Source organism: Rhizocola hellebori (genome assembly GCF_016862955.1).
Classification (GTDB): domain Bacteria; phylum Actinomycetota; class Actinomycetes; order Mycobacteriales; family Micromonosporaceae; genus Rhizocola; species Rhizocola hellebori.
The window spans coordinates 94,754-112,672 of record NZ_BONY01000015.1 but is presented as its reverse complement, the minus strand read 5'-3'; the positions used below and the strand labels follow the sequence as shown (position 1 = coordinate 112,672).

Annotated in this window: 14 protein-coding genes; 7 read left to right on the top strand and 7 right to left on the bottom strand. The window is 68.9% G+C overall.

The window, feature by feature from the left end:
- Window positions 1-198 precede the first annotated feature (198 nt).
- Window positions 199-1,590 carry a cellulase family glycosylhydrolase gene (locus tag Rhe02_RS14735; protein WP_203908770.1) on the top strand — a complete coding sequence of 464 codons (1,392 nt, stop codon included), beginning with the start codon at window positions 199-201 and terminating at the stop codon, window positions 1,588-1,590.
- Between the two features lie 133 nt (window positions 1,591-1,723).
- Complete coding sequence (locus Rhe02_RS14730; RefSeq protein WP_203908769.1) at window positions 1,724-4,663, top strand: AfsR/SARP family transcriptional regulator; 2,940 nt, start codon at window positions 1,724-1,726, stop codon at window positions 4,661-4,663.
- A 51-nt stretch (window positions 4,664-4,714) separates the two neighbouring features.
- Here Rhe02_RS14730 and Rhe02_RS14725 read toward each other — a convergent pair whose 3' ends face one another.
- The 4 genes from Rhe02_RS14725 to Rhe02_RS14710 all read right to left on the bottom strand — a co-directional run bounded on the left by Rhe02_RS14725 (window position 4,715) and on the right by Rhe02_RS14710 (window position 7,971).
- Window positions 4,715-5,938: a S8 family peptidase gene (locus Rhe02_RS14725; RefSeq protein WP_203908768.1), complete on the bottom strand. Its 1,224-nt coding sequence runs from the start codon at window positions 5,936-5,938 to the stop codon at window positions 4,715-4,717.
- A 109-nt stretch (window positions 5,939-6,047) separates the two neighbouring features.
- Window positions 6,048-6,887: a PQQ-binding-like beta-propeller repeat protein gene (locus tag Rhe02_RS14720; RefSeq protein WP_203908767.1), complete on the bottom strand. Its 840-nt coding sequence runs from the start codon at window positions 6,885-6,887 to the stop codon at window positions 6,048-6,050.
- 275 nt (window positions 6,888-7,162) lie between these two features.
- On the bottom strand, window positions 7,163-7,363 hold the full coding sequence (locus Rhe02_RS14715) for a hypothetical protein (RefSeq protein ID WP_203908766.1): 201 nt from the start codon (window positions 7,361-7,363) through the stop codon (window positions 7,163-7,165).
- Window positions 7,364-7,404: 41 nt separating this feature from the next.
- Entirely contained in the window at window positions 7,405-7,971 is a 567-nt protein-coding gene (locus tag Rhe02_RS14710; RefSeq protein WP_239123826.1) for a TetR/AcrR family transcriptional regulator, read from the bottom strand.
- A gap of 185 nt (window positions 7,972-8,156) precedes the next feature.
- Between Rhe02_RS14710 and Rhe02_RS14705 the strand changes: the two genes are divergently transcribed.
- The 5 genes from Rhe02_RS14705 to Rhe02_RS14685 all read left to right on the top strand — a co-directional run bounded on the left by Rhe02_RS14705 (window position 8,157) and on the right by Rhe02_RS14685 (window position 14,091).
- Window positions 8,157-9,812, top strand: coding sequence for an FAD-binding protein (locus Rhe02_RS14705; protein WP_203908764.1), 1,656 nt, complete (start codon window positions 8,157-8,159; stop codon window positions 9,810-9,812).
- Between the two features lie 64 nt (window positions 9,813-9,876).
- The gene (locus tag Rhe02_RS14700) at window positions 9,877-10,683 is read left to right on the top strand and encodes an SDR family NAD(P)-dependent oxidoreductase (protein ID WP_203908763.1); all 807 of its coding nucleotides are present in this window, start codon (window positions 9,877-9,879) and stop codon (window positions 10,681-10,683) included.
- A 44-nt stretch (window positions 10,684-10,727) separates the two neighbouring features.
- Window positions 10,728-11,252: a PadR family transcriptional regulator gene (locus Rhe02_RS14695; RefSeq protein WP_203908762.1), complete on the top strand. Its 525-nt coding sequence runs from the start codon at window positions 10,728-10,730 to the stop codon at window positions 11,250-11,252.
- Window positions 11,249-11,932: an ABC transporter ATP-binding protein gene (locus tag Rhe02_RS14690; protein ID WP_203908761.1), complete on the top strand. Its 684-nt coding sequence runs from the start codon at window positions 11,249-11,251 to the stop codon at window positions 11,930-11,932. Before Rhe02_RS14695 ends, Rhe02_RS14690 begins: the two co-directional genes overlap by 4 nt.
- Complete coding sequence (locus Rhe02_RS14685; RefSeq protein WP_203908760.1) at window positions 11,929-14,091, top strand: FtsX-like permease family protein; 2,163 nt, start codon at window positions 11,929-11,931, stop codon at window positions 14,089-14,091. Before Rhe02_RS14690 ends, Rhe02_RS14685 begins: the two co-directional genes overlap by 4 nt.
- 83 nt (window positions 14,092-14,174) lie before the next feature.
- Here Rhe02_RS14685 and Rhe02_RS14680 read toward each other — a convergent pair whose 3' ends face one another.
- Genes Rhe02_RS14680 through Rhe02_RS14670 form a run of 3 tightly spaced genes read right to left on the bottom strand, consistent with a single transcriptional unit; the run spans window position 14,175 to window position 17,852 of the window.
- Window positions 14,175-14,879: an ABC transporter ATP-binding protein gene (locus tag Rhe02_RS14680; RefSeq protein ID WP_203908759.1), complete on the bottom strand. Its 705-nt coding sequence runs from the start codon at window positions 14,877-14,879 to the stop codon at window positions 14,175-14,177.
- Window positions 14,872-16,986, bottom strand: coding sequence for a branched-chain amino acid ABC transporter ATP-binding protein/permease (locus tag Rhe02_RS50515; protein ID WP_203908758.1), 2,115 nt, complete (start codon window positions 16,984-16,986; stop codon window positions 14,872-14,874). Before Rhe02_RS50515 ends, Rhe02_RS14680 begins: the two co-directional genes overlap by 8 nt.
- A complete protein-coding gene (locus Rhe02_RS14670; protein WP_203908757.1) occupies window positions 16,983-17,852 on the bottom strand; it encodes a branched-chain amino acid ABC transporter permease in 870 nt (289 codons plus the stop codon). Before Rhe02_RS14670 ends, Rhe02_RS50515 begins: the two co-directional genes overlap by 4 nt.
- Window positions 17,853-17,919 lie beyond the last annotated feature (67 nt).

Here is a 17,919-nt window from a genome sequence, read left to right as displayed (position 1 = left end):
TCCTCCCGACCGGTCGACGTGCATCGATTGCGCTGGACGATGGTGAAGCGTACCGTGCCACCAGGAGCCGGAATTGCAAACGTAACAACGCCAATGGACTGCGCCCATCCCACGAGATCAGGGCAGTGATCGTCGCAGCTTCACGCCTGGGGTGAGTCCGTCGTGCCCCCAATTCCGGGGCCCTTCCCGAGGTAGGTCATGAAAAGTCGTCCCAGCATTCTTGGCGTCGCGTTAGCGGCCGCCGCCCTTGCCGCCGTGTCCATCCTGGTGAATGTCCAGCCCGCGGCCGCGGCCGTCGGGCTGCATATCAGCGGCCGCAACATTGTCGAGGCCAACGGCCAGAACTTCATCATGCGAGGGGTCAACCACCCCCACATCTGGTTCACCAACCAGACCAGCTCCTTCGCCAACATCAAAGCGCTCGGCGCCAACACCGTGCGGGTGGTGCTGGGCAGCGGCAAGCGGTGGGGCCCGTCCACCGACGTCGCCGCCGTCATCACGATGTGCAAGCAGAACCGGCTGATCTGTGTGCTGGAAGTGCATGACACCACCGGTTTCGGCGAGGACGGCGCGGCTGCCAGCCTCGACGAGGCGGTCACCTACTGGATCAGCCAGAAGGCCGCGCTGGTCGGTCAGGAGAATTACGTCGTCATCAACATCGGCAACGAGCCGATCGGCAACAACAATGCCGCCCAGTGGACCGCCGCCACCACCGCGGCTATCCAGCGGATGCGCACCAACGGCTTCGAGCACCTGCTCATGGTCGACGCGCCGAACTGGGGCCAGGACTGGCAGTTCACCATGCGCGACAACGCACAGACGATTCTGAACGCCGACACCAGGCGCAACACCGTGCTGTCGATCCACATGTACGCCGTGTTCAACACCGCGGCCAGCATCACTGACTACCTCAACCGGTTCCAGACCGCGGGATGGCCGCTGGTCATCGGCGAGTTCGGGTGGAGGTTCAACACCGGCGAAGTGGATCATGAGACGATTCTGTCCGAGGCGCAGGCCCGCGGGCTCGGCTACCTCGGCTGGTCCTGGAGCGGGAACACCGATCCGATCCTGGACATGGCGACCAGCTTCAACCCCAGCCAGCTCACCACCTGGGGTCAGCGGATCTTCAACGGCACCAACGGCATCCGGGCCACCGCCCGGGAGGCCAGCGTCTACAACTGCCCGACCTGCTCGCCGTCACCCAGCCCCAGCGTGTCGCCGAGCCCCCGCCCGTCGCCCAGCCCCAGCGTGTCGCCAAGCCCGAGCCCCAGCCCGAGCGGCGGCACCCGTAGCTGCACCGCCACCTACACCCGGATCGGTCAGTGGCCGAGCGGCTTCCAGGGCGAAATAAAGGTCACCGCCGGATCGCAGAACATCACCGGCTGGCGGGTCACCTGGACCTGGGCCAACGGCCAGGCCATCACCCAGGTCTGGGGCGCCAACGCGCCGCAGACCGGTGCCAGCGTGACCGCGACGAACGTGAATTACAACGGCACCATCAACGCGGGGCAGAACATCACCTTCGGCTTCCTCGCCAGCTGGAACAACAGCACCAACACCAACCCGACCCCAACCTGCACCGCCAGCTGAAAATCGACCAGAGTACGGGCCGGGCGCGGCGAGCGCCCGGCCCGTACCCGTCGAAAAGAATCGATCGGAAGCGATAGCATAAGGCATAGACGATGATGCAGGAGCCACGATCGACCTCCGGTTGCTCGGGCCGGTGGAGTTCGCAGACCCCACCGGCACGATGCGCATCGGCGGCCCACGGCTGCGCACCCTGTTGGGACTGCTGGGGTTGCGAGCTCCCGCCGTGGTGTCGCGCGAAGCCCTGATCGATGGCATCTGGGACGCCAATCCGCCCACCGCCGCCGCCCTGACCTTGCGCACCTACGTCGCCCACCTTCGACGCCGGCTCACCGCGTCGAGCTTGGACGGTCTGATCACGACGCGCGCCTCGGGTTACGCGCTAAACGTTCCGCCGGAATGGGTTGACGTGCGCCGCTTCGAGGAACGCGTCCGGCTCGCCGGAACAGCCCTGGCGGCGGAGGCGATCCCGCAAGCCGTCGCGCACCTCAAGGCCGGCCTTCGCCTATGGCGTGGCGACGTGCTCGCCGACTGCACCACCGGCGCATGGGCACGAGCCGAGGCGACCCGGCTGCGGGAGCTGTGGCACTTCGCGACCGAGGACCTGCTGACCGCACAGCTGAAGCTGGGCGACTACGCGGCGGTCACTTCGGAGCTGGAATCCCTTGTGGCCCGCCATCCGCTGCGGGAACGGCTGTGGGAGCTGCTGATGCTCGCCCTTTCCCAGGCCGGCCGGCGGGGCGAGGCGTTGAACGCCTATCGGCGAGCGCGGGCCCGGCTCGTCGACGAGCTGGGTGTGGAACCGGGCCCCGGCCTGCGCCGATTGGAGGCGACGATTTTGGCGGACGACAGCCGGCAGCAGCAGAAACCGGCCGCCTCGGCCACCAGGCGGGCGCAGCCGGCGCTGCCCAGCCCGCTGACCCGGCTGGTGGGGCGGCACGCCGAGCTGGCCGAGGTGCGCGCGCAGCTGACCCAGCATCGCCTGGTCACCCTGACCGGTGTCGGCGGCTGCGGCAAGACCCGCATGGCGATCGCGGTCGCTCGCGAGCTGGCGCCGGGCTTCGCGCACGGGGCGTGGTTCATCGATCTCGCCCCGGTCACCGAACACGCGCAGGTACAGGCTGTGGTGGCGGCCGCGTTGGGCATCTCGGAAGGCCCCTACCTCGGCCCGCTGGAAGCCCTGACCGAAAACCTGCGCTCGTGGCAATGCCTGCTCGTGCTGGACAACTGTGAGCATCTGCTCGACGCCTGCGCCGCGCTCACCGCCACCCTGCTGTCGTCGTGCCCCGCGCTGCGGGTGCTGACCACCAGCCGAGAGGCGCTGGGGCTGCCCGGCGAGGTGACCTTCCCGGTGCCGCTGCTGGCGGTGCCGCCGCTGGGCGAGGGCGGCGCGGTACCGATGCGGCTGGACGAGGTGAAGCGATACGACGCGGTGTGCCTGCTGCTGGAACGGTCCACCGCGCAGACCGTGCGCTATCTGACCGATGCCGACGCGCCCGCGCTCGCGGCGGTGTGCGCGGCCGTGGACGGGCTGCCGCTGGCTCTTGAGCTGGTCGCCACCCGGACAGAGGTGCTCACCGTGAAGGAGATCGCCGCCCGGCTCAACGAACCCAGCCTGCTGCGCGTGCGACGGTACGCCGAGCATCCGCACCATCGGGTGCTCGACGCGTCGATCGAGTGGAGTCACGACCTGCTCGATATGCCGACGCAGGCCCGTTTTCGGCAGCTCGCGGTTTTCGCCGGAGGGTTCTCCCTTGCCGCCGCCGAGGCGGTGTGGCACCCGCAACCGGGTGAGCGTCCCGCCGTCGATGCCCTGTCCGACCTCGTCGCCAAGTCGTTGGTGGTGGTGGAGCGGCAGCCCACCGGTACCAGATATCGGCTGCTGGAAACGATTCGGCGGTGGGCTTGGGATCGGCTTGCTGAGTGCCCGCCGGAGAGGACGGCCGCGCGGGAAAGGCATGCTGCCCACGTCCTGCACGAAGCGGAGCAAGCCGATCAGGGCCTGTGTGGCCCGTCGATGGCCGATGGGCTGGAGCGGCTGGCGGCCGACCACGACAACGTCCGCACGGCCATGGCCTGGTATGCCGAAACACCAAACCCGTTGCCACAGCTAAGATTGGCCGTCGCGTTGGCCCGCTATTGCCAGCTGCGCGGGCAGTATCGCCAGGGTCAGCTCTGGATCAGGCAGGCGCTGGCCCGCCAGCACGAGCTGCCGGCCGCCGAAACGGTGACGGTCGGCGCGGCATGGGCCAGCGACGCCATGTTCTCGTTCCTTGTCAGCAATTACGGCGAGGCGCAGGCCTCCGCCGAACGCGCCCTGGAGATTCACCGTCGCCACGACGACCACGCCGGGGCCTGCCGGGCCTTGCGCCTGCTCGGCTCGGTGGCTCGGGAACGCGGCGAGTACGAGGCCTCCCTGGCCTGTCTGCAGCAGGCCGCAGCCCTGCCCTGTGACGACTTCGCGGCCGCCGGGGTGCTCATGCTCAGCGGCTTCACCGCCTGGCTCGCCGGCGATCTCGACCAGGCGGAACAGTTGCTGGACAAGGCATACCGCCGATACCAGAGCTCCGGCGACAGCGAATGCCTTGCCTCGGCGCAGATCCACCTCGCCGCTGTCGCCTACTATCGCGGGCGCAACGAACAGGCACGGGAGCTGGTCGATGACGCGCTGACCACCTTCTCCAAGCTGGAGGTCAAGGAGGGCATCTCGTGGGCGCTCGACCTGCTCGGTCTGGTCGAGCTGCGCCAGGGCAAGGTCTCCAGCGCCATCGGCACCCTGCGGGCAAGCCTGGATCTGCATCTGGCCCTGGGCGATCGATGGCGGCAGTCCAGCCTGCTCGACGCGCTGGCCCAGGCCTTCGTCGCGCGCGGCGAGGTGAGCCGGGCCGCCGAGCTGCTTGCGCTGGCGGCCGCCTTGCGGGAGACGATCGGCACCGTGGTGCCGGCCATCGAACTGCCTGCCTGGCAAGCGACCTGGGACGCCGTCCAGGAACGACTGTCCGAACAGGACTTGCGAACGGCTCGGATCCGGGGCGGGACAGCCACCGTCGCCGGGATGCTCGCCAAGATCAGTTAGTGCGGTGGTGCGGGCCCTTCGCCGCACCACCGCGTCCTCACCCGACTGAGGTCACATCGGGATCATTCCCATGAACAGCAAGAGGTTCGGCGAGCCCACACCAGGATTGATCACCACGCCCGGGGTGGCGTTGGCGGCCAGAGCGGCCGCCACCTGGTCGGCGTTGTCGGCCGGGAACCGCTGACGCCACAGCGCTGCGGTGCCGGCGGCATGCGGCGAGGCCATCGAAGTCCCGCTGATCGTGTTGTACGCGTTGTCGGCCGTCGCCCAGGCCGAGTAGATGTTCACGCCGGGGGCGAACAGGTCCAGGCAGGTTCCTATGTTGGAGAAACCGGCCCGGGTGTCGGTGATGTCGGTGGCGCCCACGGTGGTGGCGCGCGGGGTGCGGGCCGGGGTGAAGTTACACGCGTCGGCGCCGAAGCTGTTGCCCGCGGCGAGGGAGTAGTGCACGTTGGCGGCGATGGAGTTGGTCACGGCCGTCTCCATGGCCGCGCTGGTGCCAGGCGCGCCCAGACTCATGTTGGCCACGCCCAGCACGTGGGTCGTCAGCGCCTGAGTGGTCACCCAGTCGACGCCCGCGATGACGCCGGCGAAACTGCCCGAGCCGGTGCAGTCGAGCACCCGGACTGCGACCAGCTTCACCTGCTTGGCGATGCCGACCGACCGGCCGCCGACGGTCCCGGCGACGTGGGTGCCGTGCCCGTGGCAGTCGTTGCCGTTCTGGCCATCGCCGACGGTGTCGATGCCGAGCACCGCACGACCGCCGAACTCCTGATGGGTAAAGCGAATCCCGGTGTCGATGATGAAGGCGGTGATCCGCTGGGCGGTGTTCGGATAGTGGTACTTCATGTCCAGCGGCAGCGACCTTTCATCGATCCGGTCCAACCCCCATGAGGGCGGATTGGGCTGCACGAACACCTGGGTGGTGACGATCTGGTCCTGCTCGACATAGGCCACGGCCGGATCGGCGGCGATGCGGCGGGCTTGGGCCAGCGTGGTCTGCGTCGCGAAACCCTTGAGCGCCGAGGTGTAGGTGAACCGCGGTGACACGCCATGCTTGGCCGCGATTCCGGCCGCCTGGATCCCCACCCCTGCACTGTCCTTGAGAACGACGATAAAGCTGTCGGGCAGAGCCTTGGCAGGGTCGGCCATCCGGACCTCGCCGACGCCGCCGGCATCCGGCGCGGCCGCGGCCGAGGGCACGCCGGCCAGGCCACCGATGACCGTGGCCACACTCACCGCGATGGCCAGGCGGCGGGACAGATATGTCAACATGGATCCTCCGTCAGGTCGTTACGAGCACGCCACACGTTGCGGCCTGCGCCCGTCATCCGACCTGCCGGCGGTTGGAGTTATGTTGCAATCCTGTTGGACCGCGGCTGGCTCAGCGCACGACGCGCCAAAGCAAGCTGCTGCCCGAGTCGGTGATCCAGACCGAGCCATGACCGATCTCGATCCGGGCGGGAATGGTGATGTCGCGCGATTCTGCCAGCACCCGGCCGGTTCCGAGGTCGATCCGCTGCACGGCCCCTATTCGCCCGGGGTGGCGAATGCCCGCCCACAGCGTGTTGCCGTCGACCGCGAGCGCCATCACCTCCGCCGAATCGGTCAGCGCAACACGTTGCACCACTTTGGCTGTCGCCGGGTCGAGGGCCCAAACCGCTGTCGCGTCAGCACCCCACAGCCGCGCGCCGCGAGCAAAGAAGGGCACGCCACCGCCGACGTCGACCTGGGTGGAGTTTCCGGTCTTTGGATCGATTTGCAGCATTGGCCCACCATCGCTGGCGACCCATACCGAGTTGCCCGCAAAGACAACATTTGAATGGGCATTTCTATTGACGGGTACCGGATACCGCTTCGCTACCACAGCGGTCACCGGATCCACCCCGAGCAGAAAGCCCGCCGGATTGAGCGCCCACACCAGGCCGCCGCCGAAGCTGAGGTCGCAGCAGATCTCCCCGACTTCGGGCACGTCCGCGGTCACCGATCCGGCGGCGGCGTCGAGGCGATACAGGTGACCGCCGTAAGCGGCGACCCAGAGGCTTCCCGCGGCGGACAGCAGCGACGCCGGCTGCCCGGCCAGCGGAATCGTTGCCACCACCGCGCCGTCGTCCACGTTCACCCGCACCAGCGTGCCGGCCTGATAGGACACCGCCCAGACCGTGTCCTCGGTCACGGCCAGGCCATACGCCTCTGCCCCACCGAGGTCGGTTTTGGACTGCACGCGCCAACCACTGTCAGCGGCACTGGCAGCCGGCCCCGGCGCCGGAGCAGACGACGCCACGGCCCCACGCTCGGTGGCGGGCGTGCAACCGCCGACCACCGCACCGGCACACAAAAGCGCTAGGAGAATTCGCACACTGCTAACACCGCCTGGCCCGCCGATCCGGTTGGCAGCGCAGCGGCTGACCGCGCCTGGCACCGTGCGGCAGGCTGCCCCGCGGAGCGGATGAAGCCGTCGTCGCCGTTGGCTTGCCGCGCCTGTTACCGGGCAGCGGGCTACTCCGCGGAGCGGATTACGCGGTCGGTCACGCCGTCGCCGTCGTCGTCGTAGAGCGCCATGTCGATTTCGCCATCGCCGTCGACGTCGACCAGGAAGCTGTCGGGTTGCCCATCGCCGTCGATGTCGCGCTCCACGACGTTGGCCGCAGCGTCACGGATGCCCTGCGCGTCGAGGCCCTGCATCGGATCTTGGGTCATGCTCGGTCTCCCGGGTCCAAAGTCGACTGGATGATGGCATGCTAGACCCGCCCGGTCGGTTGGGCCACTCGGCCACCGGAAGCCGACAAGCTGGCCGTGCGCGGTTTGAGCAAACGCCAAGCGGTGTCGAAAAGGTGGCGGCGCAGCTCTTCATCGCTGAGGCCGTCGAGGGCCGGGTCGATGCCGGCCATCACCAGGCCACCGCTGACCATCGCGGCGCTGACCAGAGCCGAGGCATCCGGATCGGCGCCGGTGAACATGCCGCGGATCCGCTCGATCGAGGTGCGCGACGGGTGGGCGCGGACCAGCTCGGCGACCATGGGATCGAACTGGACGATGGCGGTCAGCCGGCGATTCTTGATGATCAGATCGACGATGCCGTTGAGCGCGGACTCCAGGCGCCGCCGGTGGGCGCGCTGCCGGTCGGCCGCGTCAGCGACCTTGGTCAGCGTCTCCAGCGCCGGGCCGATCACCGCCAGGACGATGTCTTCCTTGGTGTGGAATTGGTGGTACACAGCGGCTTTGGTGACGCCCATGTGGTCGGCGATCATCTGCAGTGAGGTGCCGGTGACGCCGTGCGCGGCGAACAGGTCCAACGCCGCCTCCATCACGCGCTCCCGGGCCGGACGATCGGGCCGCGTGCCCGGATCCGCCATCACACACCCCCGTCGCTTCAGTGGGCTCTGCCCCCGGTTGATGATACGAGCCCTTGCGCCAGGGTAGCCGATCGGCTAGCTTTTCGAATAGCCGATCGGCTACCCATGCCGACGGTAAACCTACTGGTGGAGGCGCTGTGAACGGCACGTGGGATCGCGAAGTTGACGTGCTTGTCGTGGGCACAGGGGCGGCCGGGTTGACCGCTGCCATCGCCGCGGCCGACACCGGCCGCCGGGTGCTGGTCGTGGAAAGCACCTCGAAATGGGGCGGCACCACCGCGCTCAGCGGTGGCGGACTGTGGATGCCGACCAACCCGCTCATCCGCAAGATGGGCCGCGACGACTCGGTGGCCAAGGCCCTGACCTACCTGGAAGCCAGCATCGGCGACGCTGGTCCGGCCAGTTCTCCCGCGCGCAGGCGCGCCTTCGTCGAAACGGTGCCACAGGTTTTCTCCTTCCTCGAACGGCTCGGTGTGCGGTGGGCGGCCGCGCCCGACTACCCCGACTACTACCCCGACCGGCCCGGTGGCATGACCGGCCGCGGCATCGAAGCGGAACCCTTCGACGTACGCCAGCTTGGCCCCTGGCTGGCAAGCGCCCGGTTCGTCGGCGCGACCCCACCCGTGCCGCTGAATACCGACGACGTCTGGCTGTTGAGCCGCGCTTGGTCGACGTTCTCGGGTTTCCGGCGGGGCGCACGTTTTGTGTTCCGCGCGCTGTGGGGCGTTGCCCGCGGCAAGCGCCTTTACGGCATCGGCGCCGGGCTGAGCGCCAACCTCATGGCCATCGTGGTGCGCCAGGGCACCGAAGTGTTGCTCAATACGCCGCTGACCGAGCTCGTCGTGCAAGGGCGCACCGTCACCGGGGCGATCGTGGCCGGGGCTGACGGCAAACCCGTACGGGTCCGGGCCAAGGGCGGTGTCGTGATCGCGGCCGGTGGCTTCGCCCGCAATGCTGAATGGCGGCAGAAATACCACGGTGTGCCGGGCTACACCTCCGCCGCCGAGGGAGACCTCGGCGATCCCATCCGCATCGCCGGGGACATCGGCGCGCAACTGTCGCTTATGGACGATGCGTGGTGGGGGCCATCGGTGCCGATGCCCGACGGATCCCACGGGTTCGTGGTGTCGGAACGCTCGATGCCATTCAGCATCGTCGTCGACTCGAGCGGGCAGCGCTACACCAACGAGTCGGCGAGCTACGTGGATTTCGGCCACGCCATGCTGCACCGCGACGAGACCGTGCCGGCGATCCCGAGCTGGCTGATCGTCGACGCGCGGCACCGCCGCCGGTACCTGTTCTCCTCGCTCGCCCAGGGCACCAAGAAGCTGCGCGCGGCCGGCACCGTCCGGTCGGCCGAAACCGTTGAGGCGCTGGCGATCGAGCTGGGCATGGAGCCGGCCAAGCTGCGCGCGACGGTGGACCGGTTCAACGGCTTCGCCCGCCGCGGCGTGGATGAGGACTTCGGCCGCGGCCGCACCGTCTACGACAACTATTACGGCGACCCCGGGGTCAAGCCGAACCCGAACCTTGGGCCGCTGGAGAAGGGGCCGTTCACCGCGGTGCAACTGGTGCCGGGCGACCTCGGCACCAAGGGCGGCCTGCTCACCGACGAGCATTCGCGGTGCCTGGACGCCGACGGCGAACCGATCGGCGGCCTCTACGGCGCGGGCAACAGCACCGCATCCGTTATGGGACATACCTATCCGGGGCCTGGGTCGACCATCGCGCCGGCCGCCGTCTTCGGCTTCCTCGCCGGGCGTCACGCCTCCGCCCGCAGTGCCACGGGCTGAATCGCCGTTATGCCGTCGGCGGCCGGGCTTACCTGGTACCCAATAAGAAGGAGGCAGATCGAAAATGCAGATCGAGGATAAGGTCTTCGTCGTCACCGGAGGCGGAAACGGCATCGGCCGCGAGGTCGTGCTCGGGCTCATCGCCCGTGGCGCGCGCGTCGCCGCCGTCGACCTGAGCGACACGGGTCTGGCCGAAACCGCCCGCCTCGCCGGAGCGGGCCAGGCCCGGATGAGCGCCCATGCCCTGAGCATCACCGACCGGGACGCGGTGGAGGCCCTGCCCGAGGAGGTCATCTCCACCCACGGCCGGGTCGACGGCGTCATCAATGTGGCGGGCATCGTGCAGCGCTTCGCGCGCGTGCAAGACCTGAAGTTCGACGAGATCGAACGCGTGATGGAAGTCAATTTCTGGGGCGTCCTGAACATGACCAAGGCCTTCCTGCCCGAGCTTCTTCACCGCCACGAGGCGAGCCTGGTGAACGTCTCGAGCATGGGCGCGCTGGTTCCTGTACCGGGCCAAAGCGCTTACGGCGCAAGCAAGGCAGCGGTGAAGCTGCTGACCGAGGGGCTCTACGCGGAGCTGCGCGGCACCTCGGTGGCGGTGACCGTCGTCTTTCCCGGCGGCGTCGCCACCAACATCCTGGGCAACTCCGGGGTCAGCATGCGCGGCATGGACATGGAATCAAGTGCCGCCAAGACCAAGCTGACCACGCCCGCCGATGCCGGAAGGCAGATCATCGAGGCGGTCGAGAAGGGCAGCTTCCGGGTGCGCATCGGCGGCGACGCCCGTCTGCTCGATCGGCTTTCCCGGCTGATGCCGCAGCGGGCCACCGCGCTGGTGGCGAGCAAGATGAAATCACTTCTCGACTAAGCAGGTATGTACGCGGCGTATACACCCGGTGTATGGTCCTCCGGGTGAGCGTTCCTCTTACCCTCCTCGGCCTGCTTGAGCGGGAGCCTAGCCACGGCTACGACCTCAAACGCGACTACGACACCTTCTTCGGCCGCGGCAAGCCGCTGCCCTTCGGCCAGGTCTACTCGACCCTCGCCCGGCTCGCCCGCGACGGCAAGGTGGTCATGGGCGATGTCCGGCCCGGCGAGGGTCCGGAGCGGAAACGCTACGTGATCACCGATCTGGGCGCGACCGAGGTCGACACCTGGCTGACCGAGCCCGTTGAGCCCGAGCCCCACCTGCAGACGGTGCTTTTCGCCAAGGTGGTGCTCGCGTTGATGCTGGGCCGGCCGGCCGAGGAGTACCTCGACACCCAACGCCGCGCCCATCTGCGGCGCATGCGTGAGCTCAACGAGATCAAACGGGGCGAAAACCTCGTCGACATGCTCCTTGCCGACCACGGGCTGTTCCACCTCGACGCGGATCTGCGCTGGATCGATCTGACCGTGGCCCGGCTCGACGCCCTGGCCAAGGCGGTGCGGCCATGACCCTCATCGCGGCCAAGGATGTCGTGGTGTCGTTCGGCTCGACACCGGCTCTGCGCGGCGCGGACCTCTCCGCGTCGCGTGGCGAGATCGTCGCCATCATGGGCCCGAGCGGGTCGGGAAAGTCGACTCTGCTGCACAGCCTGGCCGGGATCCTGGCCCCCGACTCGGGAGAGATCTGGTTCGACGGCCGCCGGGTCGACACCATGGGCGAGCCCGAGCGCAGCACGTTGCGCCGGGAACGATTCGGGTTCGTCTTCCAGTTCGGTCAGCTCGTGCCCGAGCTGACCGCGGAGGAAAACGTTGCCCTGCCACTGTTGCTCGGCGGCCAGCGCAGAGCGGCGGCGCTGCGCCAGGCCCGAGCCTGGTTCGAACGCCTTGACCTGGAAGGGCTGGAGCAGCGCAGGTCCGGCGAGTTGTCGGGAGGCCAGGCGCAACGCGTCGCGCTGGCCCGGGGGCTGGTCTGCGGGCCTGAGATCCTTTTCGCCGACGAGCCGACGGGCGCGCTCGATTCGCTTACCGGCGAACGGGTTATGGAGCTGCTCGTCGCCTCCGCCCGCGAGCACGGCACGACCGTCATCCTCGTCACCCATGAGCCCAGGGTGGCCGTCTACGCCGATCGCGAGGTCATCATGCGCGACGGCCTGGTGAACACCCTGACCCCCGATCGGATCGGCTCATGATCCGCCTGGGTCTTCGCCTGGCCGTGACCAGCGGGCGGGAAGCGGTCATCCGCCTTGTCATCATCGCCGTGGCCGTGGCGCTCGGCGTCGGCATGCTGCTGGCCACCGTGGCCACCGTCAACGCTGTCAACGCTCAGTTCGGAAGGTCCGCGTGGATGAACGCGGCACCCGCGAGCACGGCGGCGGCTTCGGTGGATCCGGTGTGGTGGCTGCATCGCGGCGACTACTTCGACGGCCGGTCCATCGACCGGATCGATGTCGCCGCAACGGGATCCCGCGCCCCGGTCCCGCCCGGCATCCCGCGGCTGCCCGGCCCGGGCGAGTTCTACGCTTCGCCTGCCCTTGCCGCCCTGCTGGCCACCACCCCGGCCGCCCAGCTCGGGGCCCGCTTTCCCGCGCACCAGGTTGGGGTGATCGGCTCGTCGGCGCTGCCCTCGCCGCAATCGCTGGTCATCGTCGTCGGCCATCCGCCCGAAGAGCTGTCGCATCTGCGCGGAGCGGTTCAGGTCACCGAAATCCTCACCACCGCACCGAGTGTGCCCGTCGCTGCCGTGGACCTCATCCTCTCCGTCGTGGCCGGCGGCCTGCTGTTTCCCGTGCTCATCTTCATCACCACGGCGACCCGGCTCACCGCTGTCCGCCGGGAGCAGCGCTTCGCCGCGATGCGCCTGATCGGCGCGACCCCCCGCCAGGTCTCAGTCATCTCGGCCGTCGAGTCGACCGCCGCCGCCGTAATCGGCACCGCGGGCGGCTTCGCGCTGTTCTTCTTGTTACGTGGGGCTGTCGCCTCGATTCCCTTCACCGGCGAGCCCTTCTTTCCCAGCGACATGAGCGTCGGTGCGCTATCGGCGTTGCTGGTCGCGCTCGGCGTCCCGGCCGCGGCGGCGACGGCGGCCCGCATCGCGCTGCGACGGGTGCGGATCTCCCCGCTTGGCGTGGTGCGCAGGGTTACCCCTCGCCCACCTCGGGTCTACCGGCTGATTCCGCTGGCCATCGGCATCGGCCTGCTGACATTCTTCATCGGCCGGGTACCAGATACGTCCACCGGACAGGTAGCGGCATTCCTCCCGCCGTTCCTCCTGATCATGGTGGGCCTGATCATCGCCGGCCCTTGGCTGACCATGGTTGGCGCCCGAGCGCTTGCCCACCGCTCCAGCCGCCCGGCCACGCTCATCGCGGCACGCCGGCTCGCGGACAACCCCCACGCCGGGTTCCGTGCCGTCAGCGGTGTGGTGCTTGGGCTTTTCGTCACCAGCGTCGCCGTCGGCGTCATCACCACCATCGTCGCCAACCGTGGCAACGTCGGCTACGGCCCCACCGCCACCACACTGTCCAAGCAGTTCGACACCGAACAGGCCTCGATTTCCGAGGATGTCATCGCCGGCCTGCGCTCGGTGCCGGGCGTACAGAGCGTGACCGTGGTGCGGATCAACCCGGGGAAAGACGGCCTGCCCGGCCTGGCCTCCTGCGCCGACCTGGCCTTGGCCCAGTCCTACGGCCGCTGCGAGGAGGGCGCCGTCGTCGCGCAGGTCTGGGCGGACCTCATCGGCTACCGCAGATCCCAAGGCGCCGCAACGGTTTTGCAGGCCGCGCCGGTGTCCCTCGAGGAGCTGCAGCGATTGCCGGTGCAGTCGATTGTGACCGGCACCGACGGCTCGATCGCCGCCGTCGAACAGGCGCGCACAATTATGGAAGTCGCCTTTCCCGACTTCTGGATCGCACCGTCCAGAGAGGACGATTTCAACGCCGCCTTCGCCTCGCAGCTGGCCGGGTACCAGCAACTGGCCAACGTCGTCATCCTGGCCAGCCTGCCCATCGCCGGATGCAGCCTCGCCGTGGCCGTGGCCGGTGGGCTCAGCGATCGCAAGCGCCCGTTCAGCTTGCTGCGCCTCAGCGGCGTGCAGCTGCGCGTGCTGCGCCGCGTCGTAGCCCTGGAAAGCGCGGTGCCGCTGCTGGCCGTCGCCGCGGTCGCGATCGGCACCGGATTCCTTGCCGCCCAGCTGTTCCTCAAAGCACAGATGGGTTACACGCTCAAGCCGCCGGACAGCGCCTACTACCTCATCGTGCTCGGTGGGCTGGCCGCCTCACTCGGCATCATCGGCTCCACCTTCCCCCTGCTGAACCGGATCACCGGACCCGAAACCGCCCGCAACGACTGATCCCGCTCACCGGCTGGCGCACGTCCTGGAGCAGTTGGGCCGTCCCGGCGGCCGCGATGCAGCCCTGGAGAAGACGGCAAGGCTCACCCGCCCAGCACGCGTTGGCGCACGTCCGCGTCCTCACGCAGCTGTGCCGTCGTCCCGGCGGCGGCGATGCGGCCCTCGAGAAGCAGGTAACCCCGGCTGCACGCGGACATCGCCCGCTCGACGTCCTGCTCCACCAACAGGACGCCGACGCCGGTCGCGGCAATCACGGCGATGGCGTGGAAAACCTCGTCCAGGATCACCGGCGCCAGCCCGAGCGAGGGCTCGTCGAGCAGCAGCAGCCGGGGGCGCGCCATGAGCGCGCGGCCGATGGCCAGCATCTGCTGCTCGCCTCCGGACAGGCTGCCCGCGGGCTGCCTGGCCCGCTCCTGCAACCGTGGAAACAGCTGGTATACCTCGGCTTCGGTTTGCCTGTACCGGGAGCGGGCCCGCCGCCGGTAGGCGCCGAGGAGCAGGTTGTCGCGCACGGTCATGTGGCCGAAGACCCGCCGCCCCTCCGGTACGGTAGCCACACCGTGGTCGCCCACCCGGTGGCCGGGAAGCCGCGCGATATCGACCCCGCCGATGGTGATGGTGCCCGCCGCGCACGGATGCAGCCCGGCGATGGTGTGCACGAGGGTGGTCTTGCCCGCGCCGTTGGGGCCGACGATGCACACCATCTCGCCGTCGGCCACGTCGATCGCCACGCCCCACAGGGCCTGCGCGTCGCCGTAACGCGCGTCGACTCCGCGGACTTCAAGCACGTTGCCTCCCAAGGTACGCCCGCACCACCGCCGGGTCGGAGAGCACCTGCGCCGGGTCGCCGTCGGCGATGACTGCGCCGCGGTCCAGGACGACGATTCTGGTGGAGAGCTGATTCAGTACCCGCAAAAGATGCTCGACGACCACAATGGAGATGCCCGTAGCGTGGATGCGCCGGATCACCGCGACCGCGTCGTCGATCTCGGCCGGGTTGAGCCCGGCTAGCGCCTCGTCGAGCAGCAACACGACCGGCTCGGCCGCTATCGCGCGGGCCATCTCCAGCAGCTGCCGCTGATGCAGGTTGAGCGAGCCCGGCCGGACATCGGCCAAGTGTCCAAGGTGGACGGTGGCCAGGTGTTGCTGCGCCTTGCTTCTCGCCTGGCTCAGCGAGGCACCGGTCCGGCCGAACATGACGGCCATCGCCACATTGTCGCGCACCGTCATGGACTCAAACGGCCGTGGAATCTGATAGGTGCGCGCGACCCCGGTGTGCGCCACCCGATGCGGCGCCAGCCCGCCGATGGGCCGCCCGCCGATGGCCACCGTGCCGCGGGTGGGCTGCAACGCCCCGCAGAGCAGGTTCACCAGCGTCGTCTTGCCGGAGCCGTTCGGCCCGACCAGCCCCACGATCTCCGCCGGAAACACCTGCAGCGAAACGCCATCCAGCGCCCGCACACCCCCAAAGTCCCGCGTCACCCCCACACACGAAACCAACGCCCGCCCCCGCGCCGCCGCTTCGCCAAGACCCACCACCGCCTCGGCCGCCCGCGCCTCCCCAGCCTGCGGCGCCGCTTCGCCAAGACCCACCACCGCCTCGGCCGCCCGCGCCTCCCCCGCTTGCGGCGCCGCTTCGGCAAGGCCCGGCAACGCCTCAGCCGCGTGCAGTAACGGCAATTGGGCCACCTCGGTCGCCCCCGCATCGGCCGCACCAGCGGCGCGGGCGGCGGGCTGCGGTGTTCGGCCGGACCTATCGGCCGCGACTCGCGTTGGAGAGAAGGTGGCGTCGGGCGATTTGGGGGTTGGCTGGGCGAGGAAGCGGTCGGCGAGGGTGGCGACGATGGCTGCGGCGAACATGGCGTAGAGCAGGGCGTCGAGCTCGGCCCAGTAGCCGGTTAGCGACATGCCGATCAGCACCACCGCGAACGCGCCGAGAGCCAGCCATGGGCGTGCCCGCAGCCGGCCGTAGAGGCCGTCGGGGGCCACGATGACCAGGCCGACGAGGAGCGCCCCCATGACAATGTTCTCCAGCGACTCCAGTCCCCCGGCGGAAAGCCTGTCCTGCAACACCACCACAAGCACCGCCCCTATCACCGGCCCAAGCCAGTGCCGACGCCCGCCGAGCACGCTGATGACGATGACGAAGAGCGGAATGGTCAGCCCGAACACGCTCTCCACCGCTACGAAGCCGATCTGCATGGCGAAGACCGCGCCACCCATGCCGCCCAGCACGCCGCCGAGGACGATGGCCACCATCTTGTAGCGAAACGTGGGCACGCCCAGCACCTCCGCCGCGTCCTCGGCATCGTGCACCGCTGCCAGGCCGTGGCCATAGCGCGATCCGTGCACGGCTAGCGCCACCGCGACGGCGAGGGCGGCCACCGCCAGACTCAGGTAGAACAGCATGTGCTGCGCGTCGCCAACCCATTGCGGGTAGGCGGGAAGCGCGATGACGGTGCCCTGCCCACCGTCGATGTCCATGTTGATGCGCGCGAATGTGGCGAGCAGGAACGGCACAGCCAGCGTAAGCAAGGCGAAGATCTCGCCGCGCAGTGACCCGAGGCGGAAGGCGACCGCGCCTACGGCCAGGGCGAGAACGCCACCGAGCAAGCCGCCAATCGGAATGCTCCACAGAAAGCCAACGTCATGGCGTCCCGTCAGCACCGCCATCGAATAGGCGCCGACACCCACATACGCGCCCTGGCCGAAACTGAAGTAGCCGGCGTATCCCGACAGCAGGTTCCAGCTGGTGGCCTGTGCGATCCAGAACAGCACGGTGGTGGTCAGCACGATGCTGTAAGGCGCTATTCCGACCGACGAGTGAAAGTGGGCCAGCACCGCGAGCAAGGCGGTCACCGCGGCCAAATACGACAGTCCTTTTCGGATGGTCATGCCACACCTCGGCGGTGGAACAGGCCGTGCGGCCGCCACAGCAGCGCGAGAATGATGGCGAGGAAGAGCACGAAGGGCTCGGTGGAGGGTGACCAGATGACCGACACCAGCCCGGAGAGCAGGCCGACGCCGACGCCGGCGACCAGCGTCCCGAGCAGGTTACCGACTCCGCCGAGAATGACCACCGCGAAAACGATGCCGAACCATTCGTAGGCCACCGCCGGGGTCAGGCTATTGGTCAACGTGAAGATCATTCCGGCCACCGCGGCGCTCGCCCCGGCCGCACCGCCTACCAGCAGCCCGAGCCTGCGGTGGTCGATGCCGAACGCCGCCGCGACGGTGCGATCCTGGGCGAAGGCGCGCATGCCCCGGCCCAGAAAGGTGTGACGCAGCAGGAGATGGCCACCACCGATGAACACCGCAGCGATGACGAAAGCGAGCAGCGTCGTGGTGGGCAGGATCAGCCTGCCCAGCTCCAGCGAGCTTGTCGCGTAAGGGTTTTCGGTCGCGGCCAGGCGGCGGAAGTCGGCAGTCCAGGTGTTGGTGGCGAGCTGGATGGTCACCATCAGCAACCCGAAACTGACCAGCAGCGAGTTGAACTCCACCATGTTCATTCGCTCATAGGCCCACTGCAGGCAGGCGCCCACGCCGAACAGCACCGGTGCGGTCACCACCACGGTGAGGATCGGGTCGAGGCCCCAGCCCGTCACCAACTCGTAGGTCAGGTATGCGCCGGCCAGGATCAGCCCGAAGTGGGCCAGGTTGATGACCCGCAGCACGCCCCAGGTGACCGACAGGCCGGCCGCCATCAAGGCGTAGAGGCCGCCGATCAGAGCCCCGGTAAGCGCCGCCTGAACGGCGATCATGCGCTCTCCCCTCGGTATCCGCCGGTGGGACGCCGCCGGTGCCGCGGGCCACGGCACCGGCAACGCC